At 68.3% G+C, this 14530-nt stretch carries 14 protein-coding genes and 1 tRNA gene; 3 read left to right on the top strand and 12 right to left on the bottom strand.

The features are described from left to right. Positions 1-15: 15 nt before the first annotated feature. The 4 genes from mutL to B5D37_RS02720 form a co-directional block, all read right to left on the bottom strand. On the bottom strand, positions 16-1863 hold the full coding sequence (gene mutL, locus B5D37_RS02705) for a DNA mismatch repair endonuclease MutL (RefSeq protein WP_078757140.1): 1848 nt from the start codon (positions 1861-1863) through the stop codon (positions 16-18). Between the two features lie 86 nt (positions 1864-1949). Next, positions 1950-3431: an N-acetylmuramoyl-L-alanine amidase gene (locus tag B5D37_RS02710; RefSeq protein ID WP_078757141.1), complete on the bottom strand. Its 1482-nt coding sequence runs from the start codon at positions 3429-3431 to the stop codon at positions 1950-1952. Positions 3432-3519: 88 nt separating this feature from the next. Next, the gene (tsaE, locus tag B5D37_RS02715; RefSeq protein WP_425478016.1) at positions 3520-3999 is read right to left on the bottom strand and encodes a tRNA (adenosine(37)-N6)-threonylcarbamoyltransferase complex ATPase subunit type 1 TsaE; all 480 of its coding nucleotides are present in this window, start codon (positions 3997-3999) and stop codon (positions 3520-3522) included. Then, positions 3990-5489: an NAD(P)H-hydrate dehydratase gene (locus B5D37_RS02720; RefSeq protein WP_078757142.1), complete on the bottom strand. Its 1500-nt coding sequence runs from the start codon at positions 5487-5489 to the stop codon at positions 3990-3992. Before B5D37_RS02720 ends, tsaE begins: the two co-directional genes overlap by 10 nt. A 24-nt stretch (positions 5490-5513) precedes the next feature. Between B5D37_RS02720 and queG the strand changes: the two genes are divergently transcribed. Then, positions 5514-6599 (top strand): tRNA epoxyqueuosine(34) reductase QueG, encoded by a 1086-nt coding sequence (gene queG, locus B5D37_RS02725; RefSeq protein ID WP_143814092.1) that lies wholly within the window; start codon positions 5514-5516, stop codon positions 6597-6599. A 23-nt stretch (positions 6600-6622) separates the two neighbouring features. On the opposite strand, the gene pgi is transcribed toward queG, so the two are convergent. The 6 genes from pgi to pcnB form a co-directional block, all read right to left on the bottom strand. Further along, positions 6623-8143, bottom strand: coding sequence for a glucose-6-phosphate isomerase (gene pgi / locus B5D37_RS02730; protein WP_078757144.1), 1521 nt, complete (start codon positions 8141-8143; stop codon positions 6623-6625). A 14-nt stretch (positions 8144-8157) separates the two neighbouring features. Next, positions 8158-8538, bottom strand: coding sequence for an aspartate 1-decarboxylase (gene panD / locus B5D37_RS02735; protein ID WP_078757145.1), 381 nt, complete (start codon positions 8536-8538; stop codon positions 8158-8160). A 134-nt stretch (positions 8539-8672) separates the two neighbouring features. Then, positions 8673-9521, bottom strand: a complete 849-nt coding sequence (gene panC / locus B5D37_RS02740; RefSeq protein ID WP_078757146.1) for a pantoate--beta-alanine ligase — start codon at positions 9519-9521, stop codon at positions 8673-8675. A gap of 36 nt (positions 9522-9557) precedes the next feature. Next, the gene (gene panB, locus B5D37_RS02745; RefSeq protein ID WP_078757147.1) at positions 9558-10385 is read right to left on the bottom strand and encodes a 3-methyl-2-oxobutanoate hydroxymethyltransferase; all 828 of its coding nucleotides are present in this window, start codon (positions 10383-10385) and stop codon (positions 9558-9560) included. A 9-nt stretch (positions 10386-10394) separates the two neighbouring features. Next, entirely contained in the window at positions 10395-10928 is a 534-nt protein-coding gene (folK, locus tag B5D37_RS02750; protein ID WP_078757148.1) for a 2-amino-4-hydroxy-6-hydroxymethyldihydropteridine diphosphokinase, read from the bottom strand. Beyond that, a complete protein-coding gene (pcnB, locus tag B5D37_RS02755) occupies positions 10925-12283 on the bottom strand; it encodes a polynucleotide adenylyltransferase PcnB (RefSeq protein ID WP_078757149.1) in 1359 nt (452 codons plus the stop codon). Before pcnB ends, folK begins: the two co-directional genes overlap by 4 nt. A gap of 109 nt (positions 12284-12392) precedes the next feature. On the opposite strand from pcnB, the gene B5D37_RS02760 reads away from it, so the two are divergent. Next, a tRNA-Glu gene (locus B5D37_RS02760) sits at positions 12393-12468 on the top strand. 118 nt (positions 12469-12586) lie between these two features. Further along, positions 12587-12910, top strand: a complete 324-nt coding sequence (fdxA, locus tag B5D37_RS02765) for a ferredoxin FdxA (protein ID WP_078757150.1) — start codon at positions 12587-12589, stop codon at positions 12908-12910. Positions 12911-12913: 3 nt separating this feature from the next. Here fdxA and B5D37_RS02770 read toward each other — a convergent pair whose 3' ends face one another. Beyond that, positions 12914-13480, bottom strand: coding sequence for a hypothetical protein (locus tag B5D37_RS02770; protein WP_078757151.1), 567 nt, complete (start codon positions 13478-13480; stop codon positions 12914-12916). A 12-nt stretch (positions 13481-13492) separates the two neighbouring features. After that, positions 13493-14395 carry a 4-hydroxy-tetrahydrodipicolinate synthase gene (gene dapA, locus B5D37_RS02775; RefSeq protein WP_078757152.1) on the bottom strand — a complete coding sequence of 301 codons (903 nt, stop codon included), beginning with the start codon at positions 14393-14395 and terminating at the stop codon, positions 13493-13495. Between the last annotated feature and the right edge of the window lie 135 nt (positions 14396-14530).

Genomic DNA, 14530 nt, shown 5'->3' on the forward strand with positions numbered 1-14530 from the left:
GCTGAGCGGTTCAAGTCAGCGCCCTCGAAGGAACCATTTGTCGATCTCCGGCAAGCTGAAGAAGGCCCAGGTCGGCCGGCCGTGGTTGCACTGGCCGGAGCGCTCCGTCGCTTCCATTTCCCTCAGCAGCGCATTCATTTCCGGCAGCGTGAGGCGGCGGTTGGCCCGGACTGCGCCGTGGCAGGCCATGCTGGAGAGCAACTCGTCGCGCGCTTCGGCGATCCGCCGCGACTGGCCGTGTTCGCGAAGGTCCGCCAGCACGTCGCGCAGCAACGCCTCCACGTCGGCATGGGCCAGAAGGGCCGGAACGCTCCTCACCGCGAGCGACTGTGGCCCCGCGCGCGTCACCTCGAATGCAAGCTTCGCCAGCGTCTCCGCCTCGCGTTCGGCGACATCAGCCTCGCGCTCGGAGACCGCGACCGTTACCGGCACCAGCAGCGGCTGGCTTCGCAACCCTTCTCCGTCATGGGCGCGCTTGAGTTTTTCGTAGCCGATGCGCTCATGCGCGGCGTGCATGTCCACCACCACCAGGCCATCTCGGCTCTCGGCCAGCACGTAGATGCCATGCAGCTGGGCAACCGCGTAACCGAGGGGCGGCAGGGTGGCATCGCCCTCGGCGTCCGTCGCCCCCGCACCAGGCCCGGTCGGCACGGACGGCGCGAAAGCCATGCCCGGATTGGCGGCATCCGCGTCATGGGACTCCACCGCATCGCTGCGCCCATAGAGCGCTTCGTACCCGGCACGTGCCTCGGCGACCTGCCGCAGTCCAAGCGGAGCCTGCTGCCGTCCCCAGGCAGCAGCACCCTCCATCGGTTGCGTCGCGTGTTGCATATGCGGGGCGTCGAGCGCGGACGGCGTGGAGCCCGCGCGCGTCTCGGCCAATACACCTTGAAGCGTGCGGTAGACGAAGTCGTGGATGAGCCGCGAATCGCGGAACCGCACTTCGTGTTTCGCTGGATGTACGTTGACGTCCACCCGCCGCGGGTCCAGCTCCAGGAACAGGACGTAAGCCGGCTGCCGCCCGTGGAACAACACGTCGGAATAGGCTTGCTTGACGGCATGGGCGACGCTGCGGTCGCGGATCGCGCGGCCATTGCAGTACAGGTACTGCTGGTCGGCACTGGCCCGGTTGTAGGCCGGCTGGGCGATCCATCCGTGCAGCCGCAATCCCGCCCCACTGTGGTCCAGCCGGATGGCGTTGCGGGCGAACTCTTCGCCGAGCGTCGCGTGCAGACGGCTGTCCGACAGCAGGTCGTCACCCTCGCCCTTCCAGCGCCGGGAGGGTTTCCCATTGTGGGACACGCGCAGCTCAACGTCGGGGCGCGCCAGCGCCAACTGGCGCAACCATTCCTCGATGTGCCCCAGTTCGGTCCGCTCCGCGCGCAGGAACTTGCGACGGGCGGGCACGTTGAAGAACAGGTCGCGAACCTCGACCGTGGTACCTGGCGGATGCGGTCGCGGCATGACCTCCCCGACCGCCCCGCCTTCGACCTCCAGCGCCGCACCGTGCTCCGCCTCGGGACGCCGGGATGCGAGCCGGAACCGGCTGACCGAAGCGATCGAGGGCAGCGCCTCGCCGCGGAAACCGAGCGTCGAGACACCCTCCAGATCATCGAGCGAAGCGATCTTGCTGGTGGCGTGCCGGGAGATCGCCAAGGGGAGCTGGTCGGGTTCCATCCCCGCGCCGTCGTCGCGAATACGGATCAGGCGCACGCCGCCTTCCTCGAGATCGATGTCGACCCTGTGCGCTCCGGCATCGAGAGCGTTCTCGACCAGCTCCTTCACCACCGAGGCGGGCCTCTCCACGACTTCGCCCGCGGCGATCTGGTTGATCAGGGTGTCGGGAAGCAGAAGGATCGGCACGGAGGCGCGAAGACCGGACAGGCAAGGCCGTCCATCATAACCAATCCAGGAGTGCCGCCAGCGCGGAAGGGGCGGAACCGGGTGCGCTAGGGGCTGCCGCCGGCCGCGCCGGCAGCACCGCCGCCCGTGGCAGCGCGTGCGGCGTACAGGGTGCCCGGAGGGGGCTGGCGGGTGAAGAACGTATTGATGCCGTCAAGCACGGCGCCCGCCACCTTTCGGCGGAATCCCGGGTCCTGCAAGCGACGCTCTTCTTCGGGATTGGAGATGAAGGCCGTTTCGACCAGCATCGCCGGGATATCGGAGGTACGCAGTACGGCGAAGTTCGCCCGCTCGATCTGAGGCTTGTGGATGTTGCCCACGCGCTTAAGGCCGTCGAGGATCTCGCCCGCCGCTTCTTCAGATGCCTTCATGTTCCCGCTCTGGGTCAGGTCGAGCAATACCGAGGTGAGCGTGTCGTTGTTCTGCGGCAGGCGCGCGCCACCGACCAGGTCGGCCGCGTTCTCCTTGTTGGCCAGCCAGCGGGCACGCTGGGAAGAAGCACCTTTCAGCGACAGCACGTACACCGAGGAGCCATCGGCTGCCCGGTTCTCGGCCGCATCCGCATGGATCGAGATAAACATGTCGGCCCCCGCCGAACGGGCGAGGCTCGCGCGCTTGTTCAACGGAATGAAGACATCGCGGTCGCGGGTGAGATAGGCACGCATGCCTGGGGTGGCGTTGATCTGCCGCGCCAGCTCCCTGCTGATTTCGAGCACCACGTCTTTCTCGCGGGTGCCACTCTTGCCGATGGCGCCCGGGTCCTGTCCACCATGCCCCGGATCGATGGCGATGACGAGCGGTCGCATCGGGGTGCCCTGCATCACCTGCTGCAGCGTCTTCGCCGGGGTGGCCGCGGGCTGCTCCCGTGCCGGCGCGGCGCCGGGCGCCGGAGTTGGCACGCCGGTGGCAACCGTGGTGGGCACTGGCGGAAGAGAAACCTGCGCGGCCGAACCGGTCGATGCGGCTGCCGGTTGCTGCGCCATCGCACGTGCAGCGATTTCCGAGATCAGGCGGCTCGTTGCCTCCGAAGACGCGGCCGCCTGGTCGATGGGGTCCGCGCTTGTCGCCGGGGCGGGTGCAGGCGTGGCGGTCGCGCCCGTGTTCTCCGTTGCCAGGCGGGCAGCGCCGTCGTCGGGCCACTCCACCACCAGCTTCGGGCCGGATGCGCCCTGTTCGATCCGTGGCTGGAGGGGTGCAACGGTCTCGCCCAGGTCGAACACGACGCGGGCGGTGCCCGGTACGGGCTGGCCGGTACGGACACGGCTGACGACGCCAGCGCCTGATGGCACCTGGACGCCGCCGGCGATGGAGGTGCCGGCGAGATCCACCACGAGGCGATCGGGGCCACTGAGCTTGATGATGTTGAAATCGCCCGCCTCGGCCAAGGCGATCTCGGCACGGGTGCCGGTCGCGCCGCTGCTTACGGTCAAGCCCTTGATTTCGTTGGCCTTGCTGACACCCGTCAACAGGCCGACGAGCAGCGCCAGGCCAAGGATGAACGTCTGGAGAATGGCCCGGTCGGCTCGCATGAGCGGTAGTCAAGCACCGCACCCGTCCAAATGCAAGAACTTTTTCCCTTAGATATCCAGCACCTGCCGGATCTTCTTGTGGAATTGTTCAGGAGTCGGGTGCAAACGGGACGTCGGCGCCTACCTTCGACAGCCAGGACCGGCCATTGGTCGACCCGGCCTGCACCCGGGCCCGCCGCCCGTCACCGTCGATTGCCAGATCCACCACCAGGTCCGCCATCGGCAGGGCTCCGGCCCCCTTTTCCGGCCATTCCACCAGCCACAGGGTTACCAGTTCGCCGTCCAGGCCGAGATACTCCAGCTCCCCGGGGTCGGCGATGCGGTAGAGGTCCAGGTGCCAGGCCTCCCGTCCTTCCGCGAGTGGATAGCGCTCCACCAGCGTGTAGGTCGGACTCCGGATAGTCCCCTCCACGCCAAGCGCCCTCAGAAGCGCGCGGGCGAGTGTGGACTTGCCGGCACCGAGGTCCCCGCGCAGGTAAACCACCGCAAGCGGGGGGCGGGTCAGCGCCAGGCCACGGCCGAGGGCTTCGGTACTGGCGGTGTCTTCAAGGTGGAAGGTCAGGTCCAAGGATGGAACTCCGGATTCGAAAGACGGCGCAACCAGGGCGTCAAGTCCGTGGGCAGCAATCCGCGTTGTCCGTCGATCGCGGCCGCTGCGTCGCCCGCAGCCGAATGCAACAGGGCTGCCGCACTGGCGGCATCGAAAGGTTCCAGCCCCTGCCCCAGCATCGCCGCGACCGCACCGGTCAACAGGTCCCCCATTCCGCCGACCGCCATGCCCGGATTGCCTGCATCAATGAGCCGCGGCGTGCGTCCGGGCGCGGCAATGATCGTACCGGCGCCCTTGAGCACCACCACCGCGCCGTAACGCTCGACCAGCGCCGCTGCGCTGGCAAAGCGGTCGGCCTGGACGTCCGCGACCGTGCACCCCAGCAACCGCCCCGCCTCCCCGGGATGAGGGGTCAGCACCGTCCCGGACGGCAGCCTGCAGGGTGAAAGCGCGAGCAGGTTGAGTGCATCGGCATCCAGCACCATGGCTGTGCCCGACGCGCGCACCTCTTCGAACAGCGAGCGGCCCCAGCAGTCCTGCCCCAGCCCCGGACCAATGGCGATCACATCCGCGTGACCCGAAAGGGCGGCCGCGACAGGCTGCGCCGCATCAGGGGTGGCCCTGACCATCGCCTCCGGTACGCGGGCAAGCGCCCCCGACACGTGCGCCTCGCGCGTCAGCACCTCGACCAGGCCGGCGCCTGAGCGCAAGGCGGCCTCTGCGCAAAGGATGATCGCGCCACCGTGTCCGTGGTCGCCGCCCACCAGCAGGACCCGGCCGTGGCGGCCCTTGTGGCTGTCGCGCCGGCGCGGCCGGAGCCATCGCGCGAGATCTGCCGGCACCAGTCGTTCGGCGGCGGATTCGACGTTCTCCAGCAGCGTGGGATCCAGCGAAAGCGAGGCCAGCTCGAGCCGACCGACATGGTCACGTGCGGCCCCGGTTCGAAGCCCGGCCTTCGCCACGATGAACTCCACGGTGCAACCGGCTTCAACCGCGGCGCCGGGCACGGCACCCGTCGCAGCAACCACGCCACTGGGCACGTCCAACGCCAGCACCGGCGCTCCATGACTGTTGATCGCATCGATCAGCGGAGCAGTGTCCTCGCCGGGCACGCGGGAGAAGCCGATGCCGAACAGCGCATCCACCAGCAGGTCGGCCACCGGCAACGTGCCGTTGAATTCCTGGACAAGGCCACCAGCCGCCAAAAACTCGCCGCATGCACGGGAAGCAAGCCCCGGCCGCGGTTGATGGGCAGGCATGCGCACCACCAGCGCATCACGCCCCTGCTCCAGTGCACGCAGGGCGAAGACGTAGCCGTCGCCGCCATTGTTGCCGGGGCCACAGATGACCACGATCCGCTGCGCACGTGGCCATGACCGCGCGGCGACTTCGTACGCGGCCGAACCGGCCCGGCGCATCGGCTCGAACGCGTCGCCACAGGCGTCGGCGGCAAGCGCCTCGAGGGCGCGCAAGGCGTCAGGACCGTAGAGGTCGGAGGCGGTGGGCATGGCATCGATTCTATACTTGCATCCGTGTCCGCCCCCGCCCCCAATCAACCGCAAGCCGACCCCGCGGAACTCGCAGGGCGCATCCGCGAACTCGCAGCCGATCTGGGCTTCCAGCGCTGCGGCATCAGCGGCGTGGACCTGGGTGAGGACGAAGCACACCTGCTCGACTGGCTCGCCCGGGGACTGCACGGTTCAATGGATTGGATGGCGCGGCATGGCAGCGCGCGGTCCCGGCCCGCCGAGTTGCTGCCCGGCACGCTGCGGGTGATCTCCGTCGGCCTGGACTACGGCCGCCGCGACGACGAGGAGGCCTGGCAGACGCTGGCGGATGGCGAGCGGGCATACGTCGCGCGCTACGCGCTGGGGCGCGATTACCACAAGCTCATGCGCCAACGCCTGCAGAAGCTGGCCGACCGCATCGCCGAACTGGTGGGGCCCTTCGGCTACCGCGCGTTCGTCGACTCCGCCCCCGTGCTGGAGCGGGCCCTTGCCCGCAACGCTGGCCTGGGCTGGATCGGCAAGCACACCTGCCTGATCGACCGCGATGGCGGCTCATGGTTCTTCCTCGGGGAGATCTACGTTGACCTGCCGCTGCCCGTCGACGCGCCGGCCACCTCGCATTGCGGCACCTGCACGCGATGCATCGATGTCTGCCCCACCGGCGCCATCACTGCGCCCTATCGGCTGGATGCTCGCCGCTGCATCTCCTACCTGACCATCGAACACGACGGCGCCATCCCGGAAGAGTTGCGCAAGCCGATCGGCAACCGGATTTTCGGCTGCGACGACTGCCAGCTCGCCTGTCCCTGGAACAAGTTCGCCAAGCGCACCGACGAGCCGGACTTCCGCGTCCGCAACAACCTGGACGAGGCGAGCCTGCCGGAGCTGTTCGCGTGGACCGAAGAGGAGTTCCTGCAGCGTACCGAAGGCTCGGCGATCCGCCGCAGCGGCCACCGGCGGTGGCTGCGCAACATCGCCGTGGCGCTGGGGAACGCACCCACCACGCCCGCCGTACTGGACGCGTTGGACGCGCGCCGGGACAACCCCGACGGACTGGTGAGGGAGCATGTCGAATGGGCGCTCCGGCAGCATCGCGAACGCGAGTGCTGATCCTGGCGCGACAGCGCCGCACCTCAGCGGCGGATGCGTGCCAGCAGTTCGCGCGTCACGGGGTCTTCCGCCTCGGCTTCGCCTTTCAGCGCAGGCATCAGCCCCTTGGCGAGGCGTTTGCCCAGCTCGACTCCGAACTGGTCGAACGGATTGATCTCCCAGAGCACGCCCTGTACGAAAACGCTGTGCTCGTACATCGCCACCAATGCGCCCAGTGACCGCGCATCGAGTCGATCAAGCAACAGCATGGTGCTCGGGCGATTGCCCGGGTAGCTGCGGTGGAGGTCATCGTCAGCCTGCCCGTTGGCAAGCGCCTCGGCCTGCGCGAGCAGGTTCGCGAGTAGCGCACGGGCGTTCTCCGCCTCCGCGCTGCCGGTGTCGACCACGCCGATGAAGTCCATCGGCACCACCTGGGTGCCCTGGTGCAACGCCTGGAAGAAGCTGTGCTGCGTGTCGGTACCGACTCCGCCCCACCACACCGGTACCGTATCGCCGGCGACCGGCCTTCCATCGCTACGCGCGGATTTACCCAGGCTCTCCATCACGAGCTGCTGCAGGTAGTTGGGCAGGAGGCGCAGGCGCTCGGCGTACGGGATCACGGCATGGGTGGAGAGGCCCAGGCCGTTGCGGTTCCACACCGCGGTGAGTGCGTGGCGGACGGCGAGGTTTTCCCGCACCGGCGCCTGGAGCACGTGGGCGTCCATTTCGGCGGCGCCCGCCAGCAACGCTTCGAACCCGTCCATGCCGAGCGCGAGCGCGATCGGGAAACCCACCGCCGACCACATCGAGTAACGCCCCCCCACCCAGTCCCACATCGGGAGGATGCGCTCGCGGGGGATGGCAAACGCCGCCTCGGCCCGCTCCGCGTTCGCGGTGATGGCGAACAACCGGCTGTCGTCGCCGAGCCAACGTTGCAGGATGCGACCGTTGAGCAGGGTCTCCTCGGTGCCGAAGCTCTTGGATACCAGCAGGACCGCGGTACGGGCCGGGTCCAGTGCAGCAGTCGCGGCATCGGCCGCCGCCGGGTCGACGTTGGACAGGAAGTGCACGCGCAGCCGCTGGCCGCTACTGCCGGCCAGCGCATCCACCACCAGCCGCGGACCCAGGTCGGAGCCGCCGATGCCGACGCTGACCACGTCGGTGATGCCGCTGCCGGACATCCGTTCCACCATTGCGCGCATCTGTGCGCGGGCGGCGCGGGCTTGCTGGCTGGCCTCACGCGCTACCGGTGCGCTGCCGAGGTCGCCCCGCAGCGCGGTGTGCAAAGCGGGACGCGCCTCTGTCCGGTTCAGCGGCTCCCCATCGAAAAGAGCACGCAGCTGCTCGGCCACGCCAGCGGTTTCGGCCATCGAGAACAGTGCCTCGAGCGCCGTATCGTCATAGCGTTGGCGGGCGAAGTTGGCTTGCAACGGACCCACCCGCAACCAGTGCCGACCGGCGCGGGAGGGATCCTGCTTCAACAGGTCGCCGATCGTGGTGGTGTCCAGTCGCGCCGCATGGGCGCGCAGTTGCTTGACTGCGGAGGTGATGCTGGTCCGTTCCATGACCACCGGGGGATTCAGGCCGCCTGTGCGGGAATCGAATCGTTGGTGTGGGTCAGGCGATTGTCGCGGTCCACGTACACCAGCGTCGGCTTGAAGCCCGCGGCTTCGGCCTCGTCGCACTGACCGTAGGCGCAGATGATCACGAGATCGCCCGGCTGCGCACAATGCGCCGCGGCACCGTTGACCGAGATGATGCCACTGCCTTCTTCGCCGCGGATCGCGTAGGTCACGAAGCGGTGGCCGCTGTTGATGTTGTAGATGTGCACCTGCTCGTACTCCCGGATACCCGAAATATCGAGCAACCGGCCGTCGATCGCGCAGGAGCCTTCATAGTGCAGCTCGGCGTGGGTGACGGTCGCGCGGTGGATCTTTGCCTTGAGCAGATTCAGTTGCATTCAGATGACTCCGTCCGCGAAATTGCGGCCGTTTGCGAGCGGCAAGTTTATCAGTGCGGGCACGATGCCAACACAACGGTGGCGGAACGATGAAGGCCGCCAACTCGCGCCCACGCGCACGCCCGGGTGGCCGTTCAGGTATCGAACTCGAGGTTGTCGATCAACCGGGTCCGCCCGAGCCGGGCCGCCACCAGAGCAACCTTCGGTCCGCTGATGCCGGGCTCCGGTTCCAGCAGGTCCGGACGGCGGATGGCTGCGTAGTCGACCTGGAAGCCGGCAGCTGTCAATTGGTCGCGGGCTTGGCGCTCTGCCTCTTCCCGCGGCGTGCCGGCCGTCATCGCGTCACGCATCTCCTGCAGGCAGCGGTGGATCTCCGGCGCGAGGCGCCTCTCCTCCGAGCTCAGGAACTGGTTGCGGGAACTCATCGCGAGTCCATCCGGTTCACGCAGCGTAGGGGCGGCTACGATCTCCACGGGGAACGCCAGGTCCCGCACCATGTACCGGATGACCGCCAGTTGCTGGTAATCCTTGCGGCCAAAGACCGCAATGTCCGGCGCCACCTGGTTCAGCAGCCGGGACACCACCGTGGCCACGCCATCGAAGTGTCCCGGGCGGTGTTCGCCCTCCAGCATCGAGGTGACCCCCGGTACGCGCACGTGCACCGTCCCCTCCACGCCATACGGATACATGATTTCGACATCGGGCAGCCACGCGATGTCGGCTCCGGCCTCACCCAGTCCCGCCACGTCCTGGTCGGGCGTGCGCGGGTAGCGCTCGAAGTCCTCGCCCGGGCCGAACTGGGTCGGGTTGACGAACACGCTGGCGACCACCCGATCAGCCCGGGAGCGTGCCAGGGCGACCAGCGAATGATGACCGGCATGAAGGTTGCCCATGGTCGGCACGAACGCGACCCGCAGGCCTTCACTCTTCCATCGGCCGACCCTGCTGCGCAGTTCCGGCAATTGCGTAACGGTCTGGATCATCGACAGCGGCCCGCGGCCGGGATGACGGCGAAGGTATCAGTCATAGGAGTGGGCGGCATCCGGGAAGCGCCCTTCCCTGACGGCGTCGACGTATGCCAGCACCGCCCCGGGCACGGATCCGCCTTCGGCCAGGAAATCCTTGACGAACTTTGGACGCCGGTGGCCACTGTCCAGCCCGAGCATGTCGTGCAGCACCAGCACCTGCCCGTCGCAGCCGGGGCCCGCGCCGATCCCGATCGTGGCGATGTCAACGTCGGCGGTGACCGCGGCCGCGACCGGCGAAGGCACGCATTCGAGCACGAGCAGTTCGGCGCCCGCTTCGGCCACCGCGCGTGCGTCTTCGCGCAACCGGGCGGCTGCCGCTTCATCACGTCCCTGCACCTTGTATCCACCCAGCCGCAGGACCGACTGTGGCGTCAGGCCAAGGTGGGCGCACACGGGAATCTCGCGTTCGACGAGGTAACGGATCACCTCCAGCTTCGGCCCCGCGCCCTCGATCTTCACCATCGCCGCACCCGCCTGCAGGAAGCGCGTGGCCGCCTGGAGCGCAAGCGCGGGCGAGGCATCCGACTGGAACGGCATGTCGGCGACCAACAAGGCGGACGAGAGGCCACGCCTGACGCAGCGGGTGTGGTACGCGATGTCGTCCACCGTGACCGGCAGCGTACTGCTGCGCCCCTGCACCACCATGCCGAGCGAATCGCCAACCAGCACCAGATCGATGCCGGCATCGTCGATCGCGCGCGCAAAGCCGGCGTCGTAACAGGTGAGCATGGCGAGCTTGCGGCCCTCGCGCTTGGCCTCGCGCAATCTGGGTACGGTCCAGGGCGAGCGCCTGGGAGCATCGGGGGCGGAGGTGTACATGGGGGAGCCTCAGCAGGTCGCGCCGGGGGGCAGCGGGTCGGCATACGGTAGCGCTTCGATGCCGTCGGCATCCATCGCGTCGAGCAGTTCGCGTGCCGGACCACGACCCGGCACGACCACCTCCGGCGCGATCTCGAGCATCGGCAGGAGGACGAACGCGCGTTCGTGCAGGCGGGGGTGTGGCACGCAGAGCCCGGCCTCGTCGAAGTGCGACGTGCCATGCATCAGCAAATCGAGATCAAGCGTCCGCGGTCCCCAGCGGTCGGCCCCGTCCTCCCGGCGAACGCGCCCGGCCTCGCGCTCGAGTTCCAGCAGTTCCTGCAGCAACTCCCGCGCCGGCAGCGTGGTTTGAAGCATGGCGACCGCGTTGAGGAAGTCCGGCTGATCCGTTACGCCCCAGGCCGGCGTCCGATAGAGACGGGACCGGCGGAGCAGGCGGCTGCCCGGGATGGTATCCAGACCCCGCAGGGCCTGCTCCATGGTGCCGGCGCTGTCCCCCAGGTTGCTGCCGAGGCCGACGAATGCGACCACCGGCGTGCTCATTCTCCGGCGGCTGCGGGCTTGCGGCGTCGACGGCGTGGACGAGCCCGGGGTTCACCGGCATCTTCCCCGCCCTCTCCCGCCTCGGATGCCACCGGCCCCTGGTGTCCCGGAAGCTGCGCCGACAGCGCATCGCCCGGTTGCAGCTGGGCTTCGCGCCAGAACTCGACGTCGTCGGCGTGCTCGTCGGAAGCGACCAGCCGGAGACTGAGGAAATCGAACGCCGCGCGGAAGCGCGGATGGGCGAGCATGCGGAACACCCGCTTGCGCTGGCGCGTGCCGAAGCGGGACTGCAACAGCCAGATCTCCTGCATCGGGACAGAGAAACGCCGGGGCAACGCAACCATGTCCAGCTGGTGCACCGTCACCCGGTCGGCCGCGCGCCGCTGTGCTTCGCTGGCATGCACGCCCTGCGCTTGCAGCGCGATCAGGGCCCGGCAATAAGCCGGCCACAACAGCAGCGCGAACAGGAACGCCGGCGATACCGGCTCCTCATTGGCCACTCGCTTGTCGGTACCTTCGAGCCCTGCGAGCAGCATCTTCCGCAGGGCGCCGCTCCGGTTGGCCGCCAGTGCAGCCGCGGTTTCCGGGAACAGGGCCGGCAGCAGCTGGTGGCGCTCCAGCCTCAGGAAGCTCTCCACCGCATGCCCGGAGAGGAACAGCTTCAGGCACTCTTCGAACAAGCGCGCCGGCGCTGCTTCCGCCAACAGCGGCGCAAGGGCGGGAATCGGTGCGGCCGTGGCCTGCTCGATATCGAACTGCAGCTTCGCCGAGAGCCTGATCGCCCGGAGCATGCGCACCGGATCCTCGCGGTAGCGCGCTTCGGGATCCCCGATGAGGCGCATCAGGCGGTTCTGGACGTCCTCGAAGCCGCCGGTGTAGTCGCGGACGGAAAAGTCCTCGACCGCGTAGTACAGCGCGTTGGCGGTGAAGTCGCGCCGTACCGCGTCATCCTCGATCGAGCCGTAGACGTTGTCGCGCAACAGGCGCCCGCCCTCGTGCAGTTCCCGGTCGCCGCTGCCGTCGTCCACGTTGGCCCGGAAAGTGGCGACCTCGATGATCTCCCGGCCGAACACCACGTGGGCGAGCCGGAAGCGCCGGCCGATCAACCGGCAGTTGCGGAACAACTGCCTGACCTGCTCGGGCGTCGCATCGGTGGCGACGTCGAAATCCTTGGGGTGGCCGCCTACGAGGATGTCCCTGACGGCACCGCCCACCAAGTAGGCGCCGAAGCCGGCGTCGCGGAGCCGGTACAGCACCCGCAGGGCGTTGGGGCTGATGTCCTTGCGCGAAACGTTGTGCTGGTCGCGCGGGATGATCCGGAGGGTGGGGCTGGAATGTTGGTCGTTGTCTGGCATCGAGCGGGCGTCGCCGCGGCTTGGAAAATTTCGGGGGCACCCGTTGCCGGGCACGAATTAGCCCACTATACTAGCAAGCCGCGTGACGTTGAGAGTCCGGCGCGGATCTGCTCCCTTCGTCTAGAGGCCTAGGACGTGGCCCTCTCAAGGCTAAAACACGAGTTCGAATCTCGTAGGGAGCGCCAATACCGAAAGCCCGCACAGTGATGTGCGGGCTTTCTTCTTTATAGATGCCGCCCGCGCTCTGGGTCGCCACTGCCCGAATGGCTACAATTGCCGGGCTCGCCCTACTGGAACCTGTCCATGCCCTTCGTCGTCACCGAGAACTGCATCAAGTGCAAGTACACCGACTGTGTCGAGGTGTGCCCGGTGGACTGCTTCCATGAAGGGCCGAACTTCCTGGTGATCGACCCCGACGAGTGCATCGACTGCACCCTGTGCGAGCCCGAGTGCCCCGTCAACGCGATCTACCCGGAGGACGACGTCCCCGCCGGCCAGGAAGTCTTCATCCAGTTGAATGCCGAGCTCGGCAAGGAGTGGCCGGTCATCACCACCCGCAAGGATCCGCCGCCCGACGCCAAGGACTGGGAAGGCAAGCCGGGCAAGCTGGATCTGCTGGAACGTTGAGCCTCAGTTGGCGGCTGCCGCCAGGCTTTCCTGTAGCAGTGCGATCAGTCGCGTGGACGCCTCGGAGTTGGCCGGCGTACCGCGCGGGTCGACCGCCGAGACATACGAGCCACCCTGCGCGTCACTGACACGGACCAGGAAGTTGCTGCCCATGTAGTTGATGTCCAGGGCACCCAGCAGCTCCGCCCGGCTCGCCACTTCGACACCGTCGATTCCGGCCAGGGCGGCATCGACACGTGCGAACACCGCGTCCCTGTTGCCCTCCACCATGAAGCCGGTCGCGGCGCTCGCGGTGGCACCGTTTGTCGCGGGCGCCGGTGCGGCGCCGGGGGCGGCAGCGATCGCCTGCGAGGCGGTGACCGAACCTGCCGGTGCGGCGGCGCCATGGCCGGCGGGCACGTCAAGGTCGGGCGGCACTTCGAGCGGGCGGTTCTGCGGCGCCTGCGCATAAAGGTCGTCGGTCTTGCGGAACCAGCTGCAGCCGGAGGTGGCGACGAGCGCCACGAGAAGGGCACTGCCCAAGGCGGTGCGGGACATCGTGCGGCGGGACATCTGGGGGATGGAAGGCATGTGGATCTCCAGTCAGGCCTCGACGGCGTCGCAGGCGGCTTCAAGTTCACGGATCGAGGCGCCGATCGAAGCCGCTTCGGAATGATGGTCATCGGACAGGGCGAGCAGCGGCAACCTCAGGCCGTGGCCGATGCCCTGCAGTGCGAGCAGCGCCTTCACCGGGATCGGGTTCGGCTCCACGCCCATGAATGCCACGATGGACGCGAGGCGCTCGTTCCACCCCTCGGCGGCGTCGCGCTTGCCGACGCGCGACAGCTCGCACAGCCGGCGGAAGGATCGGGGCAACACATTGGACGCGACCGAGATGACGCCATCGGCACCAGCCAGCATGGCGCGGCACGCGGTCGGATCATCGCCGGTGAGGACCACGAAACCGTCGGCCTTGACCGCCAGCAGCGCTTCCATCCTCGCCGCGTCGTCCCTCGCCTCCTTGATGCCGATGATCCGGCCATGGCTGGCCAGCTCGCCGACGGTGTCGGGCTGCATGTCGCAACCCGTCCTGCCGGGCACGTTGTACAGGATGAGCGGGAGCGCGCCGTCGTCGGCGACTGCGCGGTAATGCGCCACCAGCCCGGCCTGCGTCGGCCTCACGTACGGCGGCGTCACCACCAGCGCGGCATCGGCACCCAGCAGGCGCGCCCGGCGGGTCTGCTCGATGGTCTTGGCGGTATTGGACAGCCCGGTTCCGACCACCACCGGAATGCGCCCCGCGACGTGCTCGACCGCGGAGCGCACCAGTGCGTCGAACTCGGCGTCGTAAAGCGCTGCCGCCTCGCCGGTCGACCCGGCGACCACCACCGCCTCCGTGCCGCCTTCCAGCTGTGCGTCGATCAGGCGACGCCATGCATCCAGGTCAAGCTCCCGATCGACATCGAAGGGAGTGGCCAACGCGGTGATGCTGCCGGAAAGTCGCAAGGGAAGGCCTTTGGCTGGGGACGGGATGCGCGTCCGGCCACGGGGGCCGGTGCCGGCTGATGTTACTTGCGGCGCGAAAGCACGGGCAAGTATGCTGCTTTTCAATCACGACCCGTTCGCGGGACGTCATTCAGT

Origin of the sequence: Lysobacter spongiicola DSM 21749 (assembly GCF_900167055.1) — a bacterium.
GTDB classification, from domain to species: domain Bacteria; phylum Pseudomonadota; class Gammaproteobacteria; order Xanthomonadales; family Xanthomonadaceae; genus Novilysobacter; species Novilysobacter spongiicola.

Excerpts from the sequence above, each read along its gene's own strand:
- B5D37_RS02710 (WP_078757141.1), bottom strand. The coding sequence starts at position 3,431 with ATGCGAGCCGACCGGGCCATTCTCCAGACGTTCATCCTTGGCCTGGCG.
- B5D37_RS02720 (WP_078757142.1), bottom strand. The coding sequence starts at position 5,489 with ATGCCCACCGCCTCCGACCTCTACGGTCCTGACGCCTTGCGCGCCCTC.
- pgi (WP_078757144.1), bottom strand. The coding sequence starts at position 8,143 with ATGGAACGGACCAGCATCACCTCCGCAGTCAAGCAACTGCGCGCCCAT.
- panD (WP_078757145.1), bottom strand. The coding sequence starts at position 8,538 with ATGCAACTGAATCTGCTCAAGGCAAAGATCCACCGCGCGACCGTCACC.
- panC (WP_078757146.1), bottom strand. The coding sequence starts at position 9,521 with ATGATCCAGACCGTTACGCAATTGCCGGAACTGCGCAGCAGGGTCGGC.
- panB (WP_078757147.1), bottom strand. The coding sequence starts at position 10,385 with ATGTACACCTCCGCCCCCGATGCTCCCAGGCGCTCGCCCTGGACCGTA.
- folK (WP_078757148.1), bottom strand. The coding sequence starts at position 10,928 with ATGAGCACGCCGGTGGTCGCATTCGTCGGCCTCGGCAGCAACCTGGGG.
- pcnB (WP_078757149.1), bottom strand. The coding sequence starts at position 12,283 with ATGCCAGACAACGACCAACATTCCAGCCCCACCCTCCGGATCATCCCG.
- fdxA (WP_078757150.1), top strand. The coding sequence starts at position 12,587 with ATGCCCTTCGTCGTCACCGAGAACTGCATCAAGTGCAAGTACACCGAC.
- B5D37_RS02770 (WP_078757151.1), bottom strand. The coding sequence starts at position 13,480 with ATGCCTTCCATCCCCCAGATGTCCCGCCGCACGATGTCCCGCACCGCC.